Origin of the sequence: Crossiella sp. SN42, from assembly GCF_023897065.1 — a bacterium.
Lineage (GTDB): Bacteria > Actinomycetota > Actinomycetes > Mycobacteriales > Pseudonocardiaceae > Crossiella.
Genome location: NZ_JAMHIV010000040.1, coordinates 19,900 through 44,233 on the forward strand (window position 1 = coordinate 19,900; position 24,334 = coordinate 44,233).

General features: G+C 70.6%; 21 protein-coding genes and 1 tRNA gene. 11 read left to right on the forward strand and 11 right to left on the reverse strand.

What is annotated here, in order from left to right:
- Positions 1-114 precede the first annotated feature (114 nt).
- Positions 115-381, reverse strand: a complete 267-nt coding sequence (gene crgA / locus M8C13_RS37075) for a cell division protein CrgA (RefSeq protein ID WP_252485472.1) — start codon at positions 379-381, stop codon at positions 115-117.
- Positions 382-552: 171 nt separating this feature from the next.
- Here crgA and M8C13_RS37080 point away from each other — a divergent pair, with 171 nt between their 5' ends.
- Genes M8C13_RS37080 through M8C13_RS37095 form a run of 4 tightly spaced genes read left to right on the forward strand, consistent with a single transcriptional unit; the run spans position 553 to position 3,890 of the window.
- Positions 553-1,287 (forward strand): DUF881 domain-containing protein, encoded by a 735-nt coding sequence (locus M8C13_RS37080; RefSeq protein WP_252485473.1) that lies wholly within the window; start codon positions 553-555, stop codon positions 1,285-1,287.
- Complete coding sequence (locus tag M8C13_RS37085; protein ID WP_252485474.1) at positions 1,284-3,044, forward strand: class E sortase; 1,761 nt, start codon at positions 1,284-1,286, stop codon at positions 3,042-3,044. The genes M8C13_RS37080 and M8C13_RS37085 overlap by 4 nt, the downstream gene beginning before the upstream one ends.
- A gap of 16 nt (positions 3,045-3,060) precedes the next feature.
- Entirely contained in the window at positions 3,061-3,219 is a 159-nt protein-coding gene (locus M8C13_RS37090) for a hypothetical protein (RefSeq protein WP_252485475.1), read from the forward strand.
- Positions 3,220-3,251: 32 nt separating this feature from the next.
- Positions 3,252-3,890, forward strand: coding sequence for an aminodeoxychorismate/anthranilate synthase component II (locus tag M8C13_RS37095; RefSeq protein ID WP_252485476.1), 639 nt, complete (start codon positions 3,252-3,254; stop codon positions 3,888-3,890).
- Between the two features lie 66 nt (positions 3,891-3,956).
- On the opposite strand, the gene pknB is transcribed toward M8C13_RS37095, so the two are convergent.
- From pknB to M8C13_RS37130, 7 genes are all read right to left on the reverse strand, one after another.
- A complete protein-coding gene (gene pknB, locus M8C13_RS37100) occupies positions 3,957-5,924 on the reverse strand; it encodes a Stk1 family PASTA domain-containing Ser/Thr kinase (protein WP_252485477.1) in 1,968 nt (655 codons plus the stop codon).
- A gap of 66 nt (positions 5,925-5,990) precedes the next feature.
- Entirely contained in the window at positions 5,991-7,355 is a 1,365-nt protein-coding gene (locus M8C13_RS37105; RefSeq protein WP_252485478.1) for a serine/threonine-protein kinase, read from the reverse strand.
- Positions 7,356-7,357: 2 nt separating this feature from the next.
- On the reverse strand, positions 7,358-8,824 hold the full coding sequence (locus M8C13_RS37110; RefSeq protein WP_252485479.1) for a penicillin-binding protein 2: 1,467 nt from the start codon (positions 8,822-8,824) through the stop codon (positions 7,358-7,360).
- Positions 8,821-10,281 (reverse strand): FtsW/RodA/SpoVE family cell cycle protein, encoded by a 1,461-nt coding sequence (locus tag M8C13_RS37115; protein ID WP_252485480.1) that lies wholly within the window; start codon positions 10,279-10,281, stop codon positions 8,821-8,823. Before M8C13_RS37115 ends, M8C13_RS37110 begins: the two co-directional genes overlap by 4 nt.
- Positions 10,281-11,678, reverse strand: a complete 1,398-nt coding sequence (locus tag M8C13_RS37120; RefSeq protein WP_252485481.1) for a PP2C family serine/threonine-protein phosphatase — start codon at positions 11,676-11,678, stop codon at positions 10,281-10,283. The genes M8C13_RS37115 and M8C13_RS37120 overlap by 1 nt, the downstream gene beginning before the upstream one ends.
- Positions 11,675-12,136, reverse strand: a complete 462-nt coding sequence (locus M8C13_RS37125; RefSeq protein WP_185001042.1) for an FHA domain-containing protein — start codon at positions 12,134-12,136, stop codon at positions 11,675-11,677. The genes M8C13_RS37120 and M8C13_RS37125 overlap by 4 nt, the downstream gene beginning before the upstream one ends.
- Positions 12,137-12,173: 37 nt before the next feature.
- Positions 12,174-13,388 (reverse strand): DUF3662 and FHA domain-containing protein, encoded by a 1,215-nt coding sequence (locus M8C13_RS37130; RefSeq protein WP_252485482.1) that lies wholly within the window; start codon positions 13,386-13,388, stop codon positions 12,174-12,176.
- Positions 13,389-13,588: 200 nt separating this feature from the next.
- Here M8C13_RS37130 and M8C13_RS37135 point away from each other — a divergent pair.
- Together M8C13_RS37135 and M8C13_RS37140 are read left to right on the forward strand one after the other, a co-directional pair.
- Positions 13,589-13,671 (forward strand) — tRNA-Leu (locus M8C13_RS37135).
- A 581-nt stretch (positions 13,672-14,252) separates the two neighbouring features.
- Positions 14,253-14,876 carry a hypothetical protein gene (locus M8C13_RS37140; RefSeq protein WP_252485483.1) on the forward strand — a complete coding sequence of 208 codons (624 nt, stop codon included), beginning with the start codon at positions 14,253-14,255 and terminating at the stop codon, positions 14,874-14,876.
- On the opposite strand, the gene M8C13_RS37145 is transcribed toward M8C13_RS37140, so the two are convergent.
- Entirely contained in the window at positions 14,873-16,195 is a 1,323-nt protein-coding gene (locus M8C13_RS37145; RefSeq protein WP_252485484.1) for a D-arabinono-1,4-lactone oxidase, read from the reverse strand. The genes M8C13_RS37140 and M8C13_RS37145 overlap by 4 nt on opposite strands.
- 88 nt (positions 16,196-16,283) lie before the next feature.
- Here M8C13_RS37145 and M8C13_RS37150 point away from each other — a divergent pair, with 88 nt between their 5' ends.
- On the forward strand, positions 16,284-17,483 hold the full coding sequence (locus tag M8C13_RS37150) for an amino acid deaminase/aldolase (protein WP_252485485.1): 1,200 nt from the start codon (positions 16,284-16,286) through the stop codon (positions 17,481-17,483).
- Here M8C13_RS37150 and M8C13_RS37155 read toward each other — a convergent pair.
- Positions 17,480-18,094: a TetR family transcriptional regulator gene (locus M8C13_RS37155; protein ID WP_252485486.1), complete on the reverse strand. Its 615-nt coding sequence runs from the start codon at positions 18,092-18,094 to the stop codon at positions 17,480-17,482. The two genes, M8C13_RS37150 and M8C13_RS37155, sit on opposite strands and share 4 nt — an antisense overlap.
- Positions 18,095-18,224: 130 nt before the next feature.
- On the opposite strand from M8C13_RS37155, the gene M8C13_RS37160 reads away from it, so the two are divergent.
- The 4 genes from M8C13_RS37160 (at position 18,225) to M8C13_RS37175 (ending at position 23,319) form a co-directional block, all read left to right on the forward strand.
- Positions 18,225-19,523: a GH1 family beta-glucosidase gene (locus tag M8C13_RS37160; protein WP_252485487.1), complete on the forward strand. Its 1,299-nt coding sequence runs from the start codon at positions 18,225-18,227 to the stop codon at positions 19,521-19,523.
- Positions 19,520-20,737 (forward strand): MFS transporter, encoded by a 1,218-nt coding sequence (locus M8C13_RS37165; RefSeq protein ID WP_252485488.1) that lies wholly within the window; start codon positions 19,520-19,522, stop codon positions 20,735-20,737. Before M8C13_RS37160 ends, M8C13_RS37165 begins: the two co-directional genes overlap by 4 nt.
- 114 nt (positions 20,738-20,851) lie before the next feature.
- Complete coding sequence (locus M8C13_RS37170; protein ID WP_252485489.1) at positions 20,852-22,081, forward strand: MFS transporter; 1,230 nt, start codon at positions 20,852-20,854, stop codon at positions 22,079-22,081.
- The gene (locus M8C13_RS37175; RefSeq protein ID WP_252485490.1) at positions 22,078-23,319 is read left to right on the forward strand and encodes an MFS transporter; all 1,242 of its coding nucleotides are present in this window, start codon (positions 22,078-22,080) and stop codon (positions 23,317-23,319) included. The genes M8C13_RS37170 and M8C13_RS37175 overlap by 4 nt, the downstream gene beginning before the upstream one ends.
- 309 nt (positions 23,320-23,628) lie before the next feature.
- On the opposite strand, the gene M8C13_RS37180 is transcribed toward M8C13_RS37175, so the two are convergent.
- Entirely contained in the window at positions 23,629-23,946 is a 318-nt protein-coding gene (locus M8C13_RS37180) for a hypothetical protein (RefSeq protein WP_185001051.1), read from the reverse strand.
- Positions 23,947-24,334: the final 388 nt, after the last annotated feature.

Below are 24,334 nucleotides of genomic sequence, written 5' to 3' on the forward strand. Positions count from 1 at the left end.
GGGGATGACTTACATCCGTGTGGTTCAGTGACCCTCCGCCAAACGGGGGGTGAACACGGCACGGCCCGGACGTGTGGTTCGTCCGGGCCGCGATACGTACCGTGTTTGCGCTGGTCAGCGCCAGCGCATGGTCATCAGCAGACCAGTGATCATCAGCGCGAAGCCGACCGCGAAGTTCCACGAGCCGAGGTCGGCCATGAACTGGATGTCCTGGCCCGCGAGGTAGTACACGACCAGCCAGGCCAGCCCGAGCAGCATCACCAGCAGCATCACCGTGATGTAGATCGGGTGTGAGGGCCCCTTGGCCTTCAGCTTGACCGGCGTGCGCCGATCCGGCGGCGGCGTGTAGACGTCCTTCTTGCGGACCTTGGACTTCGGCATTCTGTCCTCGCCTGACGTTGGATCCGATGGCTGTGTCTGTTCGCGGAGCGCGTTCGGCACAGCGAAAACGAAACTCCGGCCCGACGAACACGTTAACGTAGCCGAAGAGAGCAGAGGAGAGGCAACTTGCCCCTGCTTACCCCACCTTTGGCGTAGGAGAGGATTTCAGGCGTGCGGAGGCTCAACGGCTGGCGGGTGGCCGCGCCGGTGATGTGCCTGGTCGCGGGCCTGATCTTCGCGGTCAGCCACAACGTGGCCGACGGCCACGACCTGCGCGGCGGCCGCAACACCGAGCTGCACGGCCTGGTCCGCGACGCCGAGGGCCGGGTGCACGAGGCTGAAGCGGCTCTCGGCCGCCTGCGCACCGACCTGGAGGCGCTGGAACGCGGCGCGGCAGGCTCCGACCAGCGGGTGGAGAAGGTCCGCGGCACCGCGGCCAGCCTGGCCGGCCCGGCGGGCCTGAACCCGCTGCGCGGCCCCGGCCTGGTGGTGACCATCAGCGACGCGCCGAGGGGCCCGGACGGCCGGTACCCGGCGGATGTCCCGGTGGACGCGCTCGTGGTGCACCAGAAGGACCTGCAGAGCCTGCTGAACGCGTTGTGGGCCGGTGGCGCGGAGGCGGTGGCGGTGGCGGACCAGCGACTGGTCAGCACCTCGGCGGTCCGCTGCATCGGCAACACCCTGTTGCTGCACGGCCGCACCTACTCCCCGCCGTATGTGATCAGCGCCATCGGCGACCCAGACAAGCTGAACTCCGCTTTGGACGCCGCCGACGGCGTGCGAATCTTCCGGCAGTACGCCCAGAGCTACGGACTCGGTTACCGGGTCCAGCGGCCCGACGTGGTGCGCGTGCCGGGCTACGGCGGCGCGTTACGACTGGACAAGGCACAGGAGGTGCCCCGATGACCGACCCCCGCACTCCGCAGCCGGAGGACGGCACCGAGGCCACCCAGGAGATCCACCAGCGGCAGGCCAGGGCGCAGCAGCCCCCGCCGCCGCAGGAGCAGTGGTGGTCCGAGCCCGGCGCCGAGCAGCACCCCGCGCCGCCGAGGCCGGCGCCCCGCCGCCTGGACCCGTCTCAGGTGTGGACCCCGCCGGACGAGGCCCCGCCCCGGCCCGAGCCACGCCCGGAGGCACAGCGCCCGGACTTCCCGCACGACGCGCGCCCGCAGGGGCAGCCGCACCACGACATCCGCCCACCGCACGTGCCGGGCGAGCCGCCGTTCGACCCCCGTCCGCCCCGGGCCCATGGCGAGGCTCCGTACGAGCCAGAGCCGCTCCGCGACCCTCGCGCCCAGGGCGAGCCGCCGTTCGCTCCGCCGCCCGGCGATCCGCGTGCGCTGGCCGAGCCGCCGTTCGAGCCGCAGCCGCCGTTCGAGGCCAGGCCGCCGCGCGATCCGCGCGCGCAGGGCGACCTGCCCCCGCGTCCGCCGGTGGATCCGCGCGGCCCGGTCGAGCCGCCGCGCCGTCCTGAGCCGCCGCGGGAGCAGTGGGCCGCCGGTGACGCCCCGGTGGAGCCGCCCCGGCCGCCGATGCCGCCGCGCGGCCAGCGTCCGGCCGTGCCGCCGGGCCCGCCGCCTGCCGACACCGAGCAGACGCAGCTGATCCCGCCGGTCCGGTCCGACGCGCCGCCCACTCCGCCGAGGGCCGTGCCGCCGCTCGCGCCGGAGGAGCTCACCGTGCCGATTCCGCGCATTCCCGCGCGGCCGCGGCTGGACGAGCAGGAGACCGAGCTCATTCCGCGGATCGACGAGTACGACCAGTACCAGGACCTCGACGAGCCGGAGCCCGAGCCTGAACCGGAGACGCCGGCCGGGGCGGTCGAGGTGCCGGAGCCGCGGCGGGAGACCGGGCGGGTGGTGGTGCGGACCTTCGGTGAGTTGCTGATCACCGCGGGGCTGGTGGTGCTGCTGTTCGTGGTCTACGAGGTCTACGTGACCGACTGGCTCTCCGCGGGCAAGCAGGCCAACGCGACCTCCGCGATGGACGACCGGTGGAAGAACCCCAGCGTGGTCAACAACAACGAGCCGCAGCGGACCAACCAGTTCGAGGTCGGCGACGGCGAAGGCTTCGCCAAGGTCTACATCCCGGCGTTCGGGCCGGACTACGTCTACACCGTGCTGGAAGGCACCACCGACCAGATCCTCGAGGTCGGGCCCGGGCACTACAAGGGCACCGCTTACCCCGGGCAGCCGGGCAACTTCGCGGTCGCCGGGCACCGGGTGGGCAAGGGCGCGCCGTTCAACGACATCGACCTGCTGGAGTCCTGCGACGCGATCCTGGTGGAGACCCAGACCGACTGGTTCGTCTACCGGATGCTGCCCAAGGCCGACGAGGTCAAGGACTGGGCCAAGGGCAAGGGCGCGGACGGCAAGTGCAAGGGGGTCGCGCCGCAGGGCAAGGGCGGCAAGGACGACCCGTACGCCAAGACCGTCGGCCAGGAGATCGTGCGGCCGGAGCAGGGCGAGGTCATCGCGCCGGTGCCGTGGCGGGCGAACAACGCCGTGCCCAAGGACAAGCAGGCCAAGCTGATCACGCTCACCACCTGCCACCCCCGGTTCTCCGCGCGGCAGCGGCTCATCGTGCACGGCGTCCTGGTCCGCACCCAGCCGAAGGACCCGAAGGATCCCAAGGCCGTGCCAGCCGAGTTCCAGACCGGCTGAAAGGTACGGTTGGCTCGTGTACAGCTGGATCTGGCGGCACCTGCCAGGGCCGTTGCCGCTGCGGATGCTGCTGGCGGCGGTCCTGATCCTCGGCGTGGTCGCACTGCTGCTGTTCGTGGTGTTCCCGTGGATCGAGCCGATGCTGCCGTTCAACCAGGTCACCACCGGTCAGTGATTCGTCCTCGACACGCGTCGTAAGCTGGCCGGGTGCGGGTACTCGTGGTCGACAACTACGACAGCTTCGTCTACAACCTGGTCCAGTACCTGGCCCAGCTGGGGGCCGAGTGCGTCGTGCGACGCAACGACTCGGTCGAGCTGGCCGAGGTGGACTCGGTGGACGGCGTGCTGCTCAGTCCAGGACCGGGCACCCCTGAGCGGGCCGGTCGCACCATCGAGGTCATCCGGCGCTGCGCCGAGCTGGCCAAGCCCGCGCTCGGCGTGTGCCTCGGCCACCAGGCCATGGGCGTGGCCTGGGGCGCGACCGTGGACCGGGCGCCGGAGCTGCTGCACGGCAAGACCAGCCAGGTGCACCACAACGGCACCGGCGTGCTCGCCGGGCTGCCCGACCCGTTCACCGCGACCCGCTACCACTCGCTGACCGTGCTGGCCGAGACCGTGCCCGCCGAGTTCGAGGTCACCGGGCGCACCGAGTCCGGCGTGGTGATGGCCATGCGGCACCGCGAGCTGCCCATCCACGGCGTGCAGTTCCACCCCGAGTCGGTGCTCACCGACGGCGGCCACCGGATGCTGGCCAACTGGCTGGCCATCGCCGGGCACCCGGTGCCGGAGCCCACCGTCGCCGCCCTGGAGAAGGGCATGCGCGAGCTGGCCGCCGCGGCCCGCTGAACCCCGGCTGACGCAAAGAAGGCCCGGCTCCCGCGAAGGGGAGCCGGGCCTTCTCGCTGGTACCGCTCAGCCGCCGGTCTTGGGTGTGGTGCTGGTCGGCGGGGTGCCACCGCCGCCGATCCGGGTGACCACCTGGATCTGGATCGTCTGGGTCTTGGTCACCGGGTCGCCTGCCACCGGCTTGGAGTCGGTGATCTTGCCGAACTCGCTCAGGCTGCCGCTCACCTCGGCCTTGCTGAAGGTGCCGGTCCAGCCGAACTCCTGCAGCTTCGAGCGGGCCTCGGTCTCGGTCATGCCCTCGATGTTGGGCATGGTGAACTGGTCGTTCTTGGAGATGGTCAGCGTCACCGTGGTGCCGGGCCGCACCGAGGCGCCGCCGCTGGGGGTCTGCGCGACCACCTCGTCCTTCGGCTTGGCCGAGCTGATCTCCTTGGTCTCCACCTTCAGGCCGAGGCTCTCCAGGTTGTTGCGCGCGGCGTTCACCGACTGGCCGATCACGTTGAGCACGCTGACCTTGTCCTGCGCCCTGCCGACCGTGATGGTGACCAGCGAGTCCTTGGCCACCTTGGTGTTGGCCGAGGGGTTCTGCGACTGGACCTTGCCGACCTGCTTGTTGTCGTCGACCGGTTCCTCGTTCTTGTTCGCGCTGAGCTTGAGCCCGGCCTGGGTGAGCAGCCGTTCGGCCTCGTCGGCGGTCTTGCCCTTGAGGTCGGGGACGGTGACCTCCTCCGGGCCCGAGCCGATGGTCAGCGTGATCTCCGCGTCCTTCGCTGCCTGCTGGCCCTCGCCGGGCGACACCGAGATCACCTTGTCCAGCTGGTCCGGTGTGGAGGTGACCCGCTTGGCACTGGGCACCTTGCTGAACCCGGCGTTGGCGATGTCCTGCCTGGCCACCTCGGCGGTCTTGCCGACCACCCTCGGGATGCTCAGCGTGTCGCCGGTCCCGTTGGAGTTGGTGCCGAAGAGGTTGCCCAGCAGGAAGGCGAGCAGGATCAGCAGCGCCACGCCGAGCGCGACCGCGACCGCGATGAACGCGGTGCGCCGCCGCTTGGCCTTGCGCTCCTCCTCTTCCTCGTCATCGTCGTCGGTCAGCGCCTCGGGCCGGTGCTTGCCCTGCATCACCTGGGTGGCGCCGCCGGAACCGACGATCTGGGTGCGCTCGTCCTCCGACATCACCATCGGCGCCAGCGGCCGCTGCCCGGAGAGCACCCGCACCAGGTCGCCGCGCATCTCGCCGGCGGACTGGTAGCGGTTGGCCGGGTTCTTGCTCATCGCCTTGAGCACGATGGCGTCCAGCACCGCGGGCACCTGCGGGTTGACCTGCGACGGCGGCCTCGGGTCCTCGCGCACGTGCTGGTAGGCCACCGCGACCGGGGAGTCACCGGTGAACGGCGGCTCGCCGGTCATCAGCTCGAAGAGCACGCAGCCGGTGGCGTAGACGTCGCTGCGCGCGTCCACCGCCTCGCCGCGGGCCTGCTCCGGTGAGAGGTACTGGGCGGTTCCTATCACCGCGGCGGTCTGGGTGACCGCGGCCTGGCCGTCGTGCACGGCGCGGGCGATGCCGAAGTCCATCACCTTCACGGCGCCGGACTTGGTGATCATCACGTTGGCCGGCTTGACGTCCCGGTGCACGATGCCGTGCCGGTGGCTGAAGTCCAGCGCCGCGCAGACGTCGGCCATGACCTCCATGGCGCGCCGGGCGGGCAGCGGTCCCTCGGTCTTGACGATGTCGCGCAGGGTCTTGCCGTCGACGAACTCCATCACGATGTACGGCAGCGGGCCGTACTCGGTCTGCGTCTCGCCGGTGTCGTACACGGCGACGATCGCGGGATGGTTCAGGGAGGCGGCGTTCTGCGCTTCCCGGCGGAAGCGCAGCTGGAACTGCGGGTCGCGGGCGAGATCGGCGCGCAGCACCTTGACCGCCACGTCGCGACCCAGACGAACGTCCCGGCCCTTGTGGACCTCGGACATACCGCCATAGCCGAGCGTCTCGCCCAGCTCGTAGCGGTTGGAGAGCAGTCGCGGAGTGCTCATCGGTGCCTTGTCCCGCTCCTCGTCGACGGTGGTCTGTTCTTGTCTCTCAGGTGCCGTGTCCGCACGTCAACCGTCCTCGTGCGGCGCGCAGCGCAGGGTCACGCTCGACCCCGCGGACAGCTCCCCGGCCGGGGTCACCTCGGTGACCTCGCACCGCGCCAGGTCGGCTGGCCGGTGGCCGTCCTGCGTCTGCACATCGGTGTGCAGGCCGGATTTCGTGAGCCGGTCGGCCGCCTCCGAAGCCGCCCGCCCCACGTACTCCATCGGATCCACGCGCACCGTCGACGCCGGGGTGGTCTTCTGCGTGCCACCGGTCCGGTCACCGCCATCGGCGCGCATGAGCACGCTGAGTCCCCATGCTCCCAAAACAAGTGCCGTCACGACGAATATGACGACCACCACCCACAACGCGGTTCGACGCGGTCGCACATTCACCGGGTGGCGCCCCAGCATGGGCGGGGCGAACTGCCCGGTCCCGTGGCCCAGCGCGGGAATCCCCGGCGAGGACATCGGTGTGATGGGCCCGCCAGGACCCATTGGCGGCGGGCCCACCGGCGGCGGTGCCATGGCCAGGCCGGAGGGCATCGGCAGCGGTCGCCCTGACCGCACCGCGGCCACCGCGACCGCGAACTCGCCGCCGCTGCGGTACCGCTGCCTCGGGTCCTTGACCAGGGTCGCCTCGATCAGCGCGCGCGGGCCGGGTGGCACGTCCGGCGGCAGCGGCGGGGGCAGGTCCCTGATGTGCATCATGGCCACGGTGACCGAGTTGTCCGACAGGAACGGCCGGTGCCCGGCCAGGCACTCGTAGCCGACCACGGCCAGCGAGTAGACGTCGCTGGCCGGTTCCGCCTCCGCGCCCAGCGCCTGTTCCGGCGCGATGTAGTGCGCGGTGCCCATCACCATGCCGGAGCGGGTGACCGGTGCGGCGTGCGCGGCCTTGGCGATGCCGAAGTCGGTGAGCTTCACCTTGCCGTGCGGGGTGACCAGGATGTTGCCGGGCTTGACGTCCCGGTGCACCAGCCCGCGCTCGTGCGCGGCCTGCAACGCGTGTCCCGCCTGCTCCAGCACGTCCATGGTGCGCTCGGCGTTGATCCGGCCCTGCCCGGCGATGATCGCGGCCAGCGGCTCGCCCTCGACCAGCTCCATCACCAGGTAAGCGGTGTCCTGCGGGCCATCGGGCACCGCGGCCGTCTCGCCGTAGTCGTGCACCGCGGCGATGTTCGGGTGGTTCAGCGAGGCGGTCATCCTGGCCTCGGTGCGGAACCGGTGCAGGAACTCCGCGTCCCCGGTCAGCTCCGGCTTGAGCACCTTGATCGCCACCCGCCGGTCCAGCCTGGTGTCGGCGGCCTCCCACACCTCGCCCATGCCGCCCACCGCGATCCGCCTGGCCAGGCGGTAGCGGTCGGCGAGCAGCTGGCCGGAGGTGAGCATGCTCAGCCACCCCCCAGGAAGGCGCCGATGACGCCCCGCCCGATCGGCGCGGCCACGGTGCCGCCGGTGGCGTCCAGGCCCCGGTCGCCGCCGCTCTCCACGATCACCGCGACCGCGATCTTCGGGTCCTCGGCCGGCGCGAACGCGGTGTACCAGGCGTGCGGGTTGTTCTCCTTGGGGTTCTTGCCGTGCTCGGCGGTGCCGGTCTTGGAGGCGATGGTGACGCCGGAGATCTTCCCGCCACCGGCGGTGTTCTGCTCCGACTTGATCATCATTTCCTTGAGCGTGGCCGCGGTCGCCGCGGACATCGCGGTGCCCGCGCGCACCGGGTCGTTCTCCTGCAGCACGGTGACATCGCGCAGGATCTGGCTCACCAGCTGCGGTTCCATCCGCACCCCGCCGTTGGCCACGGTCGCGGTGACCACCGCGTCCTGCAACGGGGTCAGCCGGACGTCGCGCTGGCCGATGCCGCTCTGGCCGAGCGCCGCCTTGTCCGGGATGTCGCCGAGGGAGGAGGCGGCCACGTTGATCGGCACCTTCTGCCCCTGCTCGCCGATGCCGAACTTCTCCGCCTGCTGGCGCAGCTTGGTCTCGCCGAGCTGGATCGCCAGGTCCACGAACGCGGTGTTGCAGGAGCGGGCCAGCGCCTCGATCAGCGGCGCGGTCTCCCCGCCGCCGCAGCGGTTGCCGTTGAAGTTCTCCAGCTGGTTCGTGGTGCCGGGCAGGGTGATGGTGGGCGCCGCGGTCAGCGGGCTGTCCTTGGTGAACCCGTTCTCCAGCGCGGCCGCGGTGGTGACCAGCTTGAAGGTCGAGCCGGGCGGGTAGGTCTCGGCCACGGCCCGGTTCAGCGCGGGCTTCTTCGGGTCCTTGTTCAGCTCGCCCCAGGCCTTCTGCTGCGCCTCGGTGTCGTGCGCGGAGAGCTGGTTCGGGTCGAAGGACGGGGTGGAGACCATGGCCAGGATCCGGCCGGTCTTCGGGTCCAGCGCCACCACGGCGCCGGTGAACTTCTTGTCCGTCATCGCCTTGTAGGCGTACTGCTGGACCTTGGGCACGATCGAGGTCTGCACGCTGCCGCCGCGCGGGTCCCGGCCGGTGATCAGGTCGGAGAGCCTGCGGCCGAACAGCAGCGGGTCCTCGCCGTTGAGCACCGTGTCCTGCGCCTTCTCCAGCCCGGTCGCGCCGTAGCTGGAGGAGTAGTAGCCGGTGACCGGCGCGTACAGCGGGCCCTCGGTGTACTTGCGCAGGTACTTCAGCCGCCCGTTGGTGGTCTCCACGGTGGCCATCAGCTGACCGCCGGCCGCGCTGATCTGGCCGCGCTGCCGGGAGTACTCCTCCAGCAGCACCCTGCTGTTGCGCGGGTCCCTGCGGTAGGTGTCGGCCTTGATCACCTGGATGTAGGTGCCGTTGGCCAGCAGCAGCAGGACCATCACCATGACGGCGAGCGCCACCCGGCGCAGTGGTGCGTTCATGAGGGCCGCTCCACGAGCACGGTGTGCGCCTCCGCGATCGGCGCCTGCGGCACCACCGGTTTGCTCTGCACAGCGGGTCTGCGCGCGCCGTCGGAAATCCGCAGCAGCAGCGCGACCAGCGCGTAGTTGGCCACCAGTGACGATCCGCCAAGGGACAGGAAGGGTGCGGTCAGACCGGTCAGCGGGATCAGCTTGGTGACGCCGCCGACCACGATGAACACCTGCAGCCCGACCGCGAAGGACAGGCCGCCGGCCAGCAGCTTGCCGAAGGTGTCGCGCACCGCCAGCGCGCTGCGCATGCCGCGCATCACCAGCAGCGTGTAGAGCATCAGCAGGGCGGCCAGGCCGACGAAGCCGAGCTCCTCGCCGATCGCGGCGACGATGAAGTCGCTCTTGGCCAGCGGCACCAGCTCCGGCCGTCCGGCGCCAAGACCGGTGCCGCCGATACCGCCGGTGCCCAGCCCGAACAGCGCCTGGCCGAGCTGGCGGCCCTTGTTGAAGAAGTCGGCGAACGGGTCCAGCCAGGTGGTCACCCGGACCTGGACGTGGTCGAAGATCTGGTAGGCGATCAGGCAGCCGCCGATGAAGAAGGTCATGCCCAGCACCAGCCAGGCGACCCGCTCGGTGGCCACGTAGAGCATCACCAGCACGATGCCGAAGAACAGCAGCGAGGTGCCGAGGTCCTTCTCCAGCACCAGCACGCCGAGCGAGGCGAACCAGGCGAACAGCATCGGCATCAGGTCGCGGGCGCGGGGCAGCTCCATGCCGAGCACCTTGCGGCCGGCCGCCATGAACAGGTCCCGCTTGGAGACCAGGAACGCGGCGAAGAACACCATCAGCAGGATCTTGGCGAACTCACCGGGCTGGATGGAGAACACACCGGGGATGCGCAGCCAGATCTTCGCGCCGTTGATCTCCGGCGCGATGATGTTCGGCAGGATGCCCGGCAGCGCCAGCGCGACCAGGCCGACCAGGCCCGCGGTGTAGCCGTACTTGGACAGCGTGCGGTGGTCCTTGATCAGCACCAGCACCGCGACGAAGAGCGCCAGCGCGATCGTGGTCCACATGATCTGCTTGGGCACGTCCGCGGTGAACACCTTGCCCAGCAGCTCGGCCCGCTCGGCTTCGGCCAGGTCGATCCGGTGGATCATGACCAGGCCCAGGCCGTTGAGCAGCGCCACGCACGGCAGGATCAGCGGATCGGCGTAGGGCGCCCAGATCCGCACCGCCACGTGCGCCACTCCGAACAGGCCGAGGTAGGCCGCGCCGTAGTAGAACAGGGCGTTGGTCAGCTCCTGCTCCTGGTTGATCTCCACCAGCACCAGCGCGCCGGTGACCAGCAGCGCGGCGAAGGCGAGCAGCATCAACTCGGTGCCGCGCCTGGTCGGCGTCGGTGGCGGCTGAGCTGGCGGCCCCCCGGGCAGCGGTCCGGTGGTCGTCGCGGCCGACTCAGCCATCAACGCACCGTCCGGCAGTCCACCCCGGGCTTGGGCGTCGGCGAGTTCAGCGACGTCGCATCCGTGGTCGAGGGCACGTTCGGGTCGGTGGTCGCCGGTGCGCTGCTGGTGGTGGTCGGCTGACCGCCCGCGCCGGGCGTGCCCGGTGGCGGCGACGGGCAGGGCGGCAGCACCTGGGCGGTGCGCAGCCTGCGGATCGCGTTGCGCGCGCCCTCAAGCCCGTCCAGCCCGGTGATCCCGTTGGTGACCAGGTCCTTGCCCGACTGGCTCAGGTCCGAGACCAGGATCGGGTCCAGGTCGCAGCTGACGTTCGGGGGACAGGAGCCCTCGACCTTCCGCTGGAGCTTGATGCCGAGCACGCTGCCCTGCACCCCTTGGAAGATCACCACCTGGCGGTCGTCGTCCAGGCCCACGTAGTACTGCTGGAGCACCCAGTACCTGGTGAAGAAACCGGCCGCGCCGAGCACCACCAGCACCAGCAACACCAGCAACATGCTGCGCAGCCAGCGCCTGCCCCGTGGCGGGTCCGGCGGTGGCGTGGTCGGGTCGGGTCGCTGCGGCTGCTGTTGCTGCCAGCCGGGGTTCAGCGCGCCCGCGCGGGAAGCAGGGGAGTCCGGCGGTGGCGGATCGGCGCTGCCATCGCCCGCGGCGCCGCCAACGATCGGGGCGTTCTCCCCGAAGTCGACGTCCACCACATCGGCGACGATCACCGTCACGTTGTCCGGGCCGCCGCCCTTGAGCGCCAGCTCGATCAGCCGGTCGGCGCAGGTGCGTGGATCGGGGATGGCCAGGGCCTCGGCCAGCGTCTCCGCCGACACCACCCCGGAGAGCCCGTCCGAGCACAGCATGTACCGGTCGCCGTTGCGGGCTTCCCTGATCGCCAGGCTCGGCTCCACCTCGTGCCCGGTCAGCGCCTTGAGCAGCAGCGACCGTTGCGGGTGGGTGAGCGCCTCGTCCGGAGTGATCCGGCCCTCGTCGATCAGGGACTGCACGAACGTGTCGTCATGGGTGATCTGGGACAGGTTGCCGTCCCGCACCAGGTAGGCGCGCGAGTCGCCGATGTGCACCAGGCCCAGCCGGTGGCCGGCGAAGAGCACCGCGGTCAGCGTGGTGCCCATGCCTTCCAGGTCGGGGTCGCTGGCGACCAGTTCCGCGATCGCCGAGTTGCCCGAGAGCATGGACTCGCGCAGGTCGCTGAGCAGGTCCTCCCCGGGCTCGTCGTCGTCGAGGGGGGCTAGTGCGGCGATGACGACCTTGCTGGCGACCTCACCGGCGGCATGGCCGCCCATGCCGTCGGCGAGTGCGAGCAGGCGTGGGCCGGCGTACACGGAGTCCTGGTTGTTGGAACGCACCAGGCCCCGGTCGCTGCGGGCCGCATAACGAAGGACGAGGGTCATGAGCGCAGCTCGATCACCGTCTTACCGATACGGATCGGAACGCCGAGCGGGACCCGGGTGGGTGCCGTGACCTTCGCCCGGTCTAGATAACTGCCGTTGGTGGAGCCTAGGTCCTCCACGTACCAGTCCGTTCCTCGAAGCGAGAGTCTGGCGTGCCTCGTCGACGCGTAGTCGTCGTCGAGCACGAGGGTGGAGTCGTCGGCACGGCCGATGAGAATAGGGCGGCCGTCCAGCGCGATGCGGGTACCCGCAAGCGCGCCGTGGGTCACCACGAGTTGCCGGGCGGCCTTGTTGCCCCGCAACTGCCGCCCGCTGGTCCGTCGGGAACCTGGTAGGGCGACCCGCAGCCCGGAGGCCGCGTAGAGATCAGAGCGAACGACACGGAGCGCAGCCAGCACGAACAACCAGAGCAGGGCGAGAAACCCTGCTCTGGTCAGCTGCATCACAAGTTCTGGCACCTGCTGTGACCGCTCCCGCCTTGCGATGTCGTCCTGGTCAGCCCTGGGACCGGAACACCAACGTCGAGTGCCCGATCCTGATCGCGTCGCCGTCGGCGAGCTGCCAGGCCTGGGCCGGGTTGGAGTTGACCGTAGTGCCGTTGGTCGAGCCCAGGTCGGCCAGCATCGCGTTCTGGCCGTCCCAGGTGATCTCCAGGTGCCGGCGGGAAACCCCGGTGTCCGGCAGACGGAAATCGGCGTCCTGGCCACGGCCTATGACGTTGCTGCCCTGCTTGAGGCTATAGGTCCGGTTGGAGCCGTCGTCCAGCTGTAGCGTCGCGGTCAGCGTGCGCGGGCCGGTCTGCACAGCGGGCGGAGCGTATCCCTGCTGATTGGGGTCGGCGTAGCCGCCCTGCTGCGGGTAGCCCTGCTGGGCGTAACCCTGGTCGTAGCCCTGCTGGCCATAACCCGGCTGCTGCTGGGCGTAACCCTGGTCGTAACCGGGCTGCTGGGCATAGCCCTGGTCGTAACCCGGCTGCTGGGCATAGCCCGGTTGCTGCTGGCCGTAGCCCTGTTCGTAACCGGGCTGCTGGGCGTAACCCTGGTCATAGCCCTGCTGACCGTAGCCCTGCTGCTGGCCGTAACCCTGCTCGTAACCGGGCTGCGGCTGCTGGCCGTAGGCCTGGTCATAGCCCTGCTGCTGCCCGTACCCGCCCTGCTGCTGACCGTAGTTCGGGTCGTAGCCCTGCTGGCCGTAGCCGCCTTGCTGCTGCTGGTCGTAGCCGTACTGCCCCTGCTGCTGCTGGGCGTAGCGGTCTCCCTCGGGGTACTGGCCGGGTGGCTGGCTCATGGGTCGGTCTCCTGCGGTGCGAGGTGGTGCCGGCCGTCGGCGCGGCGATGCGTCTGGGTCGACTGACGAGCTCGTGTGGAACTGTCCGGTGTGCAGCGTCTCAGAGCGCTCCAAGGAGACTACGACGTCACCGTATGTGTCCCACCCGTGCTCGGTCAGATGCTCTCCGACACAGTCGGCGAGCAGATCGGTGATCCGCTGCTCGTCGCCGGCTAGCCGGTCGTGGTCGGCTGGGCCGAGTGTCACGGTGTAGTGGTTGGGTGCCAGAAGGCGGCCGCCGGCAAGCTCCTTGACCTTGCGTTCGGCCTCCCTTTGCAGGGCCTGAGCCACCTCCTGGGGTACTACGTTGCCGCCGAAAACACGCGCGAAAGTGTTGCCGACAAGGCCTTCGAGCTTGCGCTCGAAGCGCTGCACGAGGCTCATGTCCCACCTTCCCGCATCCGGTTCCAGTCCAGCGAGCGCCGGGCACCGAACGTGGTCGTGCGGTGCTGCGGTGTCGGCTCCGTGTCCGGTCGCTCACCCCGATCGTATCCGGGTCTGGGGGTGAGGGAGGGGGCGAGTTGTAATGCAGTCCCCTGACCGTGCTAGGCTCTCGCCGCACCCCAAAAGGGAGCCCCCGAAAGGGGCGAGTGGCGGAATGGCAGACGCGCACGGTTCAGGTCCGTGTGTCCGAAAGGACGTGAGGGTTCAACTCCCTCCTCGCCCACCCGACGAAGGCCCAGGCATGCTACGCCTGGGCCTTCGTCATTGTATTTTCACCGGGGGATCGAATCCCCCGGACCCCCTACGGTGCGGGCGGTTCTGAACCAGCGTGGTTGGGAAGGCTTTTCGTGCCTCTTCCTCTCGCTCTTCGCCTCTCCGCCCTCCCTCTTCGCCTTCGCCTCCCCCTGGCCTCCCCTCCTTCTCTCCTGTTCTCCCTGTCTGCCCTTGCTGGGCCTTCGCCGCGCGTCTGCCTGGTGTTCTCTTGGCGGGCTTCGGCTCCTTCCCTCCTTCCTTCTCTTCTCTCTCGTCCCTCTTTGGGGGCGGTTGGCGGGGTTTGGGGTGCGGTGAGCGGTGAGCGTGTGGGTCTCACACGAACGGCCGCACTGCCGGGCTGAAGTGCTTGACCGTGCATCGACCGGTTACCGACTGGGTTCGGCCGCCGGTCGCAATCGGTGGTTTGCCTTCCCTGCGGTAGGGCGCTGACCTGGTAAATCAGTTAAGGCGTCAGCGAACGAACCAGCTTCGGAACGCCTAGAACGCCGGTGTGGGTGACCGCACTGGTGAAGCCGCAGGGAGGCGAAGATCGTGAGCCGCACCACGGGCCAGCCGACAGTTCAGGGTGGACTGCCTGTCATTCCGGCCCGATCAGTCGCCCCGGTTGAGTTACCAGCGCCGCCGGAGCACCTGGCCGCCAAGGTCGCCGAACTGCTGGGCTGGGGTGGCGTGATGTTGCCGCCGATGACGTTGCTCGGGCGGCGGGTGGTGATGGTCGCCGAGCTGATCACCGACGCGCACGCCGAGCGGTTGGCGCTGGGGTGTCCGCCGGTCACCGACCGGACCACGGTGTCCACCTGGGTGTGGCCTGAGCTGGCCGGCATGGTGCCCGCTCCCGCGGTGCGGCTGATCGGCGCGATCGCGCTCTCCCGGCACTGGCGGACCGCGCTGACCTCGGTCGTCCCGTTCTCCCGGTTCACCAACACGGCCGTAGTGGTGCCGGCGGCGGTGGCCGAGGGCGATGACTTCCTGGCCAACTGCCTGATGCGGGCCGGGCACTACGGTGTGTCGGTCGCCACAGCGCAGGACGCGGGTCCGGTGGAGCTGACCCTGCGCGGGCGGCCGCCGCAGGACTTCCCGGTTGAGCAGGAAGTCACCGTGCGGTGGCTGCGTGAGGTGGTTTACGACCGGATTCTGGCCACCACGGTCAGCTAGTTCCCGAGTACCCGGTCCAGATAGCTGTTGCGGAAGCGGCCGTGCGGGTCAAGGGCAGCGCGCACGGCCTTGAAGTCGGCGAAATGCGGATAGCGGTCGCGGAGGGTCTCCGCTGACTGGTTGTGCATCTTTCCCCAGTGCGGGCGGCCACCCGCCGCATAGGCGATTTGCTCGAAAGTGGCGAACCAGTGCCGGTAGGGCATGCCGATGAACTGGTGGATGGCTAGGTAAGCGGTCGGCCGGCCGGTCGCGGTGGACAGCCAGATGTCGTCAGGGGCGGCCACCCGCACCTCGACCGGGATGTTCACCGGGTGCTCGAGGCGCTCGGAGGCGGCCCGCAGTTCGGCCAGGACCTCGCGCAGGTGCTCGCGCGGGATGGCGTACTCGGTCTCGGTGAAGCGGACCCGGCGCGGGGTGGTGAACACCCGGTGCGAGGCGTCGCTGTAGGTGCGCTCGCCGAGGACCTTCGCGCACAGCCGGTTCAGCGGGCGGACCAGGCCCGGGATGGCGCGGCCGGTGTGGCAGACCGCGGCCAGCGCGGCGTTCTCCAGCACCTCGTACTCGAAGAAGCGGCGCAGCGGGTGCTGCGGCTGCCGGGGCGCGTCCTGGGGCAGGCGGTTGTTCCGCTTCACCATGACCCGGTCGGTGTGCACGAACCAGTGGAACTCGGCGTGGTCGTTGGTCTCGGTGAGCTCGTCGAAGCACTCCATGGTCTCGTCGAGACCCGCTGGGTACTCGGCGGCCTGGAGGGCGTAGGCGGGCTCGCACTGGAGGGTGATGGTGCTGAGCACGCCCAGCGCGCCGAGGCCGACCCGCGCGGCGTTGAACTCGGCCGGGTTCTCCGTCGCGGAGCAGCGCAGGAGGGAGCCGTCGGCCAGCACCAGTTCCAGCGCCTTGACCTGGGTGGCCAGGCCGCCGAAGGCCGCGCCGGTGCCGTGGGTGCCGGTGGAGATCGCGCCTGCCAGGGTCTGGCGGTCGATGTCGCCGAGGTTGGTCATGGCCAGGCCGAGCTGGTCCAGCTCGTGGTTGAGCTGGTGCAGCGGGGTGCCGGAGCGGACCGTGACCAGGCCGGTCTGGTGGTCGGCCGCGATCACCCCGCGCCAGTCGGACAGGTCGAGGGCCAGGCCACCTTCGGGCGAACCGACCGCGCTGAACGAGTGGCCGCTGCCCAGTGCGCGCACCGTGAGCTCGTCCCTGGCCGCGGCCTTCACCGCGGTGGCGATCTCCTCGACGTCCCGGGGGCGGATGGTGCGGGCCGGCCGCGCGGTGGCGGTGCGGGCCCAGTTGGTCCAGGCGCCGGTGGCACTCTGTCGCGACAAGGCAACCCTCCGCAATCATCGGGGCGGATGTTGGTGAACGTACGTGAAGAGGTTTCACCTTTCAAGGTTTTCGGCTTACCGTTGCGGTGTGCTAGCCACGCAGACCAGGTCCCGCTTCGACGCCGCGACCGCGCATCTCGACCCGCCACTGGCCGCGGTCGACCTCGCGGCGTTCCACAGCAACGCCCTTGAGCTGGTCCGCCGTGCGCACGGCAGGCCGATCCGGCTGGCCAGCAAGTCGGTCCGGGTACGTGAGCTGCTCAAGCTCGCGCTGGACCATCCGGGTTTCGCCGGTCTCATGTGCTACTCCCTCAACGAGGCACTGTGGCTACACGGTGCGGGGGTCAGTGACGACCTGCTGATCGGCTACCCAACCGTGGACCGGGCCGCGCTGCAGAAGCTGGCCGCCGACGACGGCGCGCGGGCCGCGATCACGCTGATGATCGACGATGCCGCACACCTGGACCTGATCACCGAGGTGCTCGGGCCTGGCCACCCGGAGATCCGGATCTGCCTGGAGCTGGACGCCTCCTGGCGGCCGCTGTCCGGGCTGGTGCACGTCGGGGTCCGGCGCTCGCCGGTGCACACCCCGGCGCAGGCCCGCTCGCTGGCCGTGGAGGTGGTCCGCCGGCCGGGGTTCACGCTGGTCGGGGTGATGTCCTATGAGGCGCAGGTGGCCGGGCTCGGCGACAAGCCGGCCGGCAAGCCGGTGCGCGGGGCCGCGGTGCGCTGGATGCAGAAGCGTTCGCTGGTGGAACTGGCCGAGCGGCGGGCGGTGGCGGTGGCCGCGGTGCGTTCGGTGGCCGAGCTGGAGTTCGTCAACGGTGGCGGCACCGGCAGCCTGGAGCGGACCGCGGCCGAGGACGCGGTCACCGAGCTGACCGCGGGCTCCGGCCTGCTCGCGCCGACCCTGTTCGACAACTACCAGCACCTGCACCTGCGCCCGGCCGCGCTGTTCGCGCTGCCCGTGGTGCGTAGGCCGGCCAGGGGCACCGCCACCGTCTTCGCCGGCGGCTACCTCGCCTCCGGACCGGTGGGGCCGGACCGGGTGCCGGTGCCGTACCTGCCGAGGGGGCTCAAGCTGGTGCCGACCGAGGGCGCCGGCGAGGTGCAGACGCCGCTGACCGGCAAGGCCGCGGACGGCCTGGCCATCGGCGACCGGGTCTGGTTCCGGCACGCCAAGGCCGGTGAGCTGGCCGAGCGCTTCACCGAGTTCCACTTCATCGACGGCGACCAGGTCAGCCTGAGCGCGCCGACCTACCGCGGCGAGGGCCGGGTCTTCGGCTAGCGGATCCGGCTGCCCAGGTAGTCCCTGACCAGGGCCTTGGCCTCGGCGACCACCTTCGGGTCGCCGTCGGGGTCGTGCCGGAAGGCCAGGTGCAGCACCGCGTCGGCGGCCTCGATGGCCACCGCCATGGGCAGCTGGACCTCGGTCAGCGGCAGCCCGAACCGCTCGGCGATCAGCTGCGCCAGGCGGTCGGCGATCACCGTGTTGTTGTCCTTGCCGTCGTCGAGCAGCCGCACGTCCACCGCGTCGCCGAAGTGCACCTTGCGGAAGCCGGGCACCTCGCGGTGCATGGCGATGTAGACGTCGAAGGCCCGGTCCACCACGTCCCACCAGTGCGCCAGCTCCACCTCGGCCAGCCGCTCCAGCACCTGGCTGAGGAAGCGGTCCAGGTTGCGCATGGTCAGCGCCTGCACCACCGCGCGCTTGTCCGGGAAGAACTGGTAGAGCGAGCCGACCGCGACACCGGCCCGTTCCGCGATGAGCGTGGTGGTGACGCCGTCGTAGCCCAGCTCGGCGACCAGTTCGGCACACGCGTCCAGCATCCGTTCGACCCGCTGCGCGCTGCGCTGCTGGACCGGTCGGCGCCGGAGGGGGGTGAGATCAGCTGACACGGGCGGCTCCCTGGAGCTTGCGGCGGCGGACAGGCGTCCATTCTGGCGTGATCGACTAAGAAGCTCTTTCGTGTGAACCACGACACGCCTAAGATGCGAATCAGTTTCACATTACTGGGCGGAGGCAACGGTGACCGACTTCGTGTGGGGGGTGGCCACCTCCGCGTACCAGATCGAGGGTGCCGTAACCGCGGGCGGCCGGGGGAGGTCCACGTGGGACACCTTCAGCGCCACGCCGGGAAAGACCCGTTCAGGTGAGACCGGCGCGCAGGCCTGCGACCACTACCACCGCTATCCGGAGGACGTCGAGCTCATGCGCGAGCTCGGCGTGGACAGCTACCGGTTCTCCGTGGCCTGGCCGCGGATCCAGCCGGACGGCCGCACGCTCAACCGGGCGGGCCTCGGCTTCTACGACCGGCTGATCGACACCCTGTGCGCGGCCGGCATCGCGCCGATGGTCACGCTCTACCACTGGGACACCCCGCAGGCGGTGGAGGACGAGGGCGGCTGGCTCAACCGGGACACCGCGGCCTGCTTCGCCGACTACGCCGCCGTGCTGGCCGAGGCCTTCGCCGACCGGGTGGCGATGTGGGTGCCGCTCAACGAGCCCGCGATGATCACCCTGCTCGGCTACGGCCTCGGCCAGCACGCGCCGGGCCAGGCCCTGCTCTTCGACGCGCTGCCCACCGCGCACCACCAGCTGCTCGCGCACGGCCTCGCGGTCCGGGCGCTGCGGGCAGGCGGCGCTGGGCTCATCGGCACCGCCAACAACCACACCCCGGTCTGGGCCGCCGACGACCGGCCGGAGACGCTGGCCGCGGCCGCCGCCTACGACGCGCTGCACAACCGGCTCTTCGCCGACCCGATCCTGCTCGGCAAGTCGCCGGAACACCTGCCCGGCTTCGAGATCCCGGCCGAGGACCTGCGGATCATCAGCGAGCCGATCGACTTCTACGGGGTCAACTACTACAACCCGACCCGGATCGGCGCGCCCGCCGAGGGCAGCCCGCTGCCGTTCGAGCTCGGTGAGATCGCCGAGCACCCGGCCACGCTGATGAACTCGCCGATCGTGCCGGACGGGCTGCGCGAGCTGCTCGTGCAGCTGCGGGAGAACTACGGCGCGACCCTGCCACCGGTGTACATCACCGAGAACGGGGCCAGCTTCGCCGAGGACCTCATCGACGGCAGGGTCCATGACCAGCCGCGGATCGACTTCCTCTCCGCGCACCTGGACGCGCTGCGGTCGGCGATCGGGGCCGGGGTGGACGTGCGCGGTTATTACGTGTGGAGCCTGCTGGACAACTTCGAGTGGGCCGAGGGCTACGGCCAGCCGTTCGGGCTGGTGCACGTGGACTTCGCCACCCAGCGGCGCACGCCGAAGGACTCCTTCCACTGGCTGCGGGAGCACATCGCGAAGCAGCGCGGATGACCGCGGTGACGCCCCGGCAGCGGGTCGGCGGCGGCTGGATTGGCCTGCTCACGCTGGCCAACCTCGGGGTGTGGGCGGCCTTCTTCGGACCGCTCAACCTGCTGCTCGGCCAGCAGGCGGCGGCCTTCGCGCCCGGTCAGAAGGAAGCCGTGCTCGCGCTGGTCACCGGCCTCGGCGCGGCGGTGTCGGTGGTGGCCAACCCACTGGCCGGGGCCCTGTCCGACCGCACCAGGGGGCGGTTCGGGCGGCGGCACCCGTGGACCGTGGGCGGCGCGCTGCTCGGCGCCGCCGCGCTGCTCCTGCTCGCCGCCGCGCCGAACGTGCTGGTCATGGCGATCGGCTGGTGCCTGGTGCAGGCCGCGGTGAACGCGGCGCTGGCCGCGCTGACCGCCGAGGTGCCCGACCACGTGCCGGTGCGCCAGCGCGGGGTGGTCGGCGGCTGGGTCGGGCTGGCCCAGATGGTCGGCGTGCTCGGTGGCACCGCGCTGGCCACCGCGCTGGGCGGAATCCAGTGGGGTTACCTCGGATGTGCGACGTTGCTCGTCGCCGGTGTGCTGCCGTTCGTCGTACGCAGCCGGGACGAGGTGCTGCTCGCCAAGCCGCCAGTTCAGCCGGGCCGAACTCTGGCCAGGTTCTGGATCTCGCCCCGGCGGCACCCGGACTTCGGCTGGGCCTGGCTGACCCGGTTCCTGCTCAACCTCGGCAACGCCTTCGGCACCCTCTACCTGCTGTTCTTCCTCACCGACGGAGTTCGGCACGCCGATCCCGGCACCGGCGTGCTGGTCCTGACCTCGGTCTACGCGGTGAGCATGCTGGCCACCACGGTGCTGGCCGGCCGGTGGTCGGACCGGGTGGGGCGACGAAAGGTCTTCGTCACCTGGGCCTCGGTGGTGATGGCGGCCGCGCTGGCGGTGCTGGCGCTCTGGCCGGTGTGGCCCGCGGTGCTGGCGGCCACCGTGGTGCTCGGGCTCGGCTTCGGCGTCTACACCTCGGTGGACTTCGCGCTGCTCACCGAGGTGCTGCCGACCGAACAGGACCGGGCGAAGGATCTGGGCGTGATCAACATCGCCTCGGCGCTGCCCCAGGTGCTGGCCCCCGCGGTGGCCGCGCCGGTGCTGGCCTACCTCGGCGGCTACCCCGCCCTCTACGCGCTGGCCGCCGGGGTCACCCTGCTCGGCGGCGTGCTGGTCAGCCGGATCCGCGGAGTCGCGTGACAGCCAGGTAACCGTTCTGCCAATCGCACTACAGATTCCTTGTTCTGCCTGTTCACAGGCCCCTCGTCTTCCTAGTGTGCAGCGGTCGGCGCAGTTGCAACTGGGGGGCCACCCATGACAACGATCGCACCGGAGTCCTTGGTCGAACCCGAGCGCAAGGTCGGACCGGCCTGGATCGGCGCGCTCACCGCGGCCACGCTCGGGGTCTGGATCGTCTACTTCGGACCGACCGTGCTGTTGCTGCCGATGCAGGCCGCGCACGCCGCGCCGGAGGACAAGGAGAACAGCCTCGGGCTGATCACCGGCGTCGGCTCGCTGGTGCTGATGGCCGCGCACATCTGCTTCGGGCTGCTCTCCGACCGGACCACCTCCAGGTTCGGCCCGCGCAAGCCGTGGATCGTGACCGGGGTGGCCATCTCGGCGGCCAGCATGCTGCTGCTCAGCCAGCAGGACACGGTCACCGGCCTGCTGCTGGGCTGGTGCCTGGTGCAGCTGGGCTCGGCCGCGGCCTTCGCCGGACTGCTCGCCGCGCTGCCCGACCACGTGCCCACCACCCAGCGCGGCATGATGAGCGGGCTGATCGGCCTGGCCCAGGCGGGCGGCTCGCTGGTGGGCAACCTGGTGATCGTCTCCACCCCGGACCCGCTCAGCGGCTACGGCCTGTGCGCGCTGCTGCTGATCCTGCTGGTGCTGCCGTTCCTGCTGATCAACCGGGATCCGGTGCTGCCGCCGGGACGCCGCCCGGTGCTGCGCTCGCTGTGGATCTCCCCGCGCAGGCACAGCGACTTCCTGTGGGCGATCGCCAGCCAGTCCCTGATCACCATCAGCTACGTGCTGGGCAGCCTGTACACGCTGTTCTTCCTGGCCGACGTGCTCAAGCACGAGGACCCGGAGGGCGGCACCGCGCTGGCCTCGACCATCACCACGGTGGGCGTGGTGCTCGCCGCGGCGTTCTTCGGCCACCTCTCCGACCGGCTGGGCAGGCGCAAGCTGTTCGCGGTGCTGGCAGGCGTGCTGATGGCGGCGTCCTCGGCGATCCTGGTGGTCAACCCGACCTGGGAGCTGTTCGTGCTCAGCTCGGTGCTGCTGGGCGCCGGTCTCGGCGTGGCCAACTCGGTGGACCTGGCCATCACCAGCGAGGTGCTGCCCAGCCCGAACGACCGGGCCAAGGACCTGGGCGTGAACAACATCAGCAAGTCGTTGCCGCAGTTCATCGCGCCCGTGCTGGCCGCTCCGCTGCTCTCCGGCGCGGACGGCTCCGGCTACTCGATGATCTTCCTGCTGTCCGCGGTCACCGCGCTGGCCGGTGGTCTGCTCGCGCTCAAGATCCGCGGGGTCCGGTGACCTCGACGATCCCGGACGCGCTCGCCGAGCCGGTCCAGCGGGTCCGCGCGGGCTGGATCACCGCGCTCGCCGTGGGCATGGCCGGGGTGTGGGCGGTGCACTCCGGGCCGGTGCAGGTGCTGCTGCTGGTCCAGGCCGAGCAGTTCGCGCCCGCGCACAAGGAGGGCCTGTTCGGGCTGACCACCGCGGTCGGCGGCCTGTTCGGCATGGTCGCCACCATCCTGGTCGGCTTCGCCTCCGACCGGACCACCTCCCGGTTCGGCAGGCGGCGGCCGTGGGTGCTGGCCTCGGCGGTGCTCGGCGCGCTCAGCCTGCTGGCGCTGGCCGGTGCGGGCAGCGCGGCGGTGATGATCCTGGCCTGGTGCGGGGTGCAGACCGCCTTCGGCGGCATGCTGGCCGCGCTGCTGGCCGCGATCCCGGACCGGGTGCCGGTGGCCCAGCGCGGGCTGGTCGGCGGCTGGGTCGGGCTCGGCCAGACCGTCGGCGCGCTGGTCGGCGCGCTGGTGGCCACCACGGTCAAGCCCGCCTTCAGCGGCTACCTCGTGCTCGCCGTGCTGCTGCTGGCCTGCGCGCTGCCGTTCACCCTGCGCACCGCCGAGCCGGTGCTGCGGCCGGACCAGCGGCCGCCCGGCGGGCTGGCCGAGGTGCTGCGCGGGTTCGCCATCTCGCCGCGGCGGCACCCGGACTTCGCCTGGGCGCTGCTGAACCGGCTGCTGGTCACCCTCGGCTTCGTGCTGGGCACCCTCTACACGCTCTTCCTGCTACAGGACGTGCTGCACCGGGTGGACCCGCACGCCGACCTGCTGCTGCTCAACCTGCTCAACGCGGCGATCATGGTGCCGGCCTCGGTGCTCGCGGGCGGCCTGTCCGACCGGGCGGGCAAGCGGCGGGTCTTCATCTTCGTGGCCGCGCTGATGGTCACGCTGTCCTCGGCCATGCTGGTGGTGACCATCAGCTGGCCGGTGCTGGTGATCAGCGCGGCGGTGCTGGCCGCTTCCTACGGCGCGTTCGTCGCGGTGGACACCGCCCTGCTCACCGAAGTGCTGCCCGCTGCCGAGCACCGGGCGAAGGACCTGGGCATCGTCAACCTGGCGCACGGCCTGCCACAGGTGATCGCCCCGCTGCTGGCCACGCCGATCCTGGCCGGTTTCGGCGGTTACCCAGGTTTGTTCGCGGTGTCCGCGGCACTGTCACTCATCGGCGCATTCGTGATCTTCAAAATCCGCCGGGTGCCCTGAGGAATTTCACTCTGACGAGTGGCGGACCGGAAATTCGAAACCCCTCGAGTGGTCTGCGCGGGAGGGGCAGACCACCCGAGGGGTGGCTTGGGAATCCGCGGACCGGTGCCGGTCGGGGGGAGGGGAGTGCATCAGCACCGGCCCGCGGAAGTCGCTATTTTGTTTTGCTTTTCAACCAGAACTGGCACGGCGGTCCGGCCCGGAGCGGTCGGGGGTTCGCCCGGCCCGGACCACCGGCCACATGACGGCTGCCGCGGCTGACCCGGTTCGGGGAAGAGCCCGAGGGCCGCGAGAGACGTCAGTCCCTGGTCAGGACACCTTCGCTGAGCGGAGGTGCCGGGCAGGACGTGGGGCGAGGCCGCCGGCCACGAGGTGCTCGTACGCCGCGCGCCACACCGAACACGGTGCCTTCTGCTGGCGCCAGCGGGTCGAGCACTCGGGGCAGTTGCCGCGGTCATCGGGTTCGTGAGCAGCGAGCATCGCGCGCCAGCCCTCAGTGAGCCTGGGCAGCTCGGAACGCGCGACGGACAGCAGGGACGGGGCGTCAGCGCGGTTGGCCAGCTCGGTAAGCATGTCGAGCCGTTCCCAGACCGCGTTGCGCAGCACCTGACCCAGAATCTCGTCCACCTGACGTCACCGTCACCTTCCCGCCTGGTCGGCGGCCTCGCGCAGAGCTGTCTTGAGCTGGCCAACCTGTCCAGCCGACAGCACTGCGGTCTCGCCGGGAGGCCCGACGAGGAGAACCCTGTCTCGGTCAACGAGCACGGTCAGGAATCGACGCCGGTTGACCGAGTCGCGGCAACTCACCCGCCACCAGCGCCGCCGGCCGCCCGCGCTCTGCCACAGCGCCGGGAGCTGACCCAGGGGGCCCGCTCCGTCGCCTGAGGCAACGCTTGGTGACTCGGTCAACGCCACGGTTCCGACTTCCCTCCGTGCTCGATCCCTTACCGAAACTAAGATTGGGCCGAGTCGAACCAGAACGGGGAGTTTCAGCGCCGATCGGTGTGAGTGACAC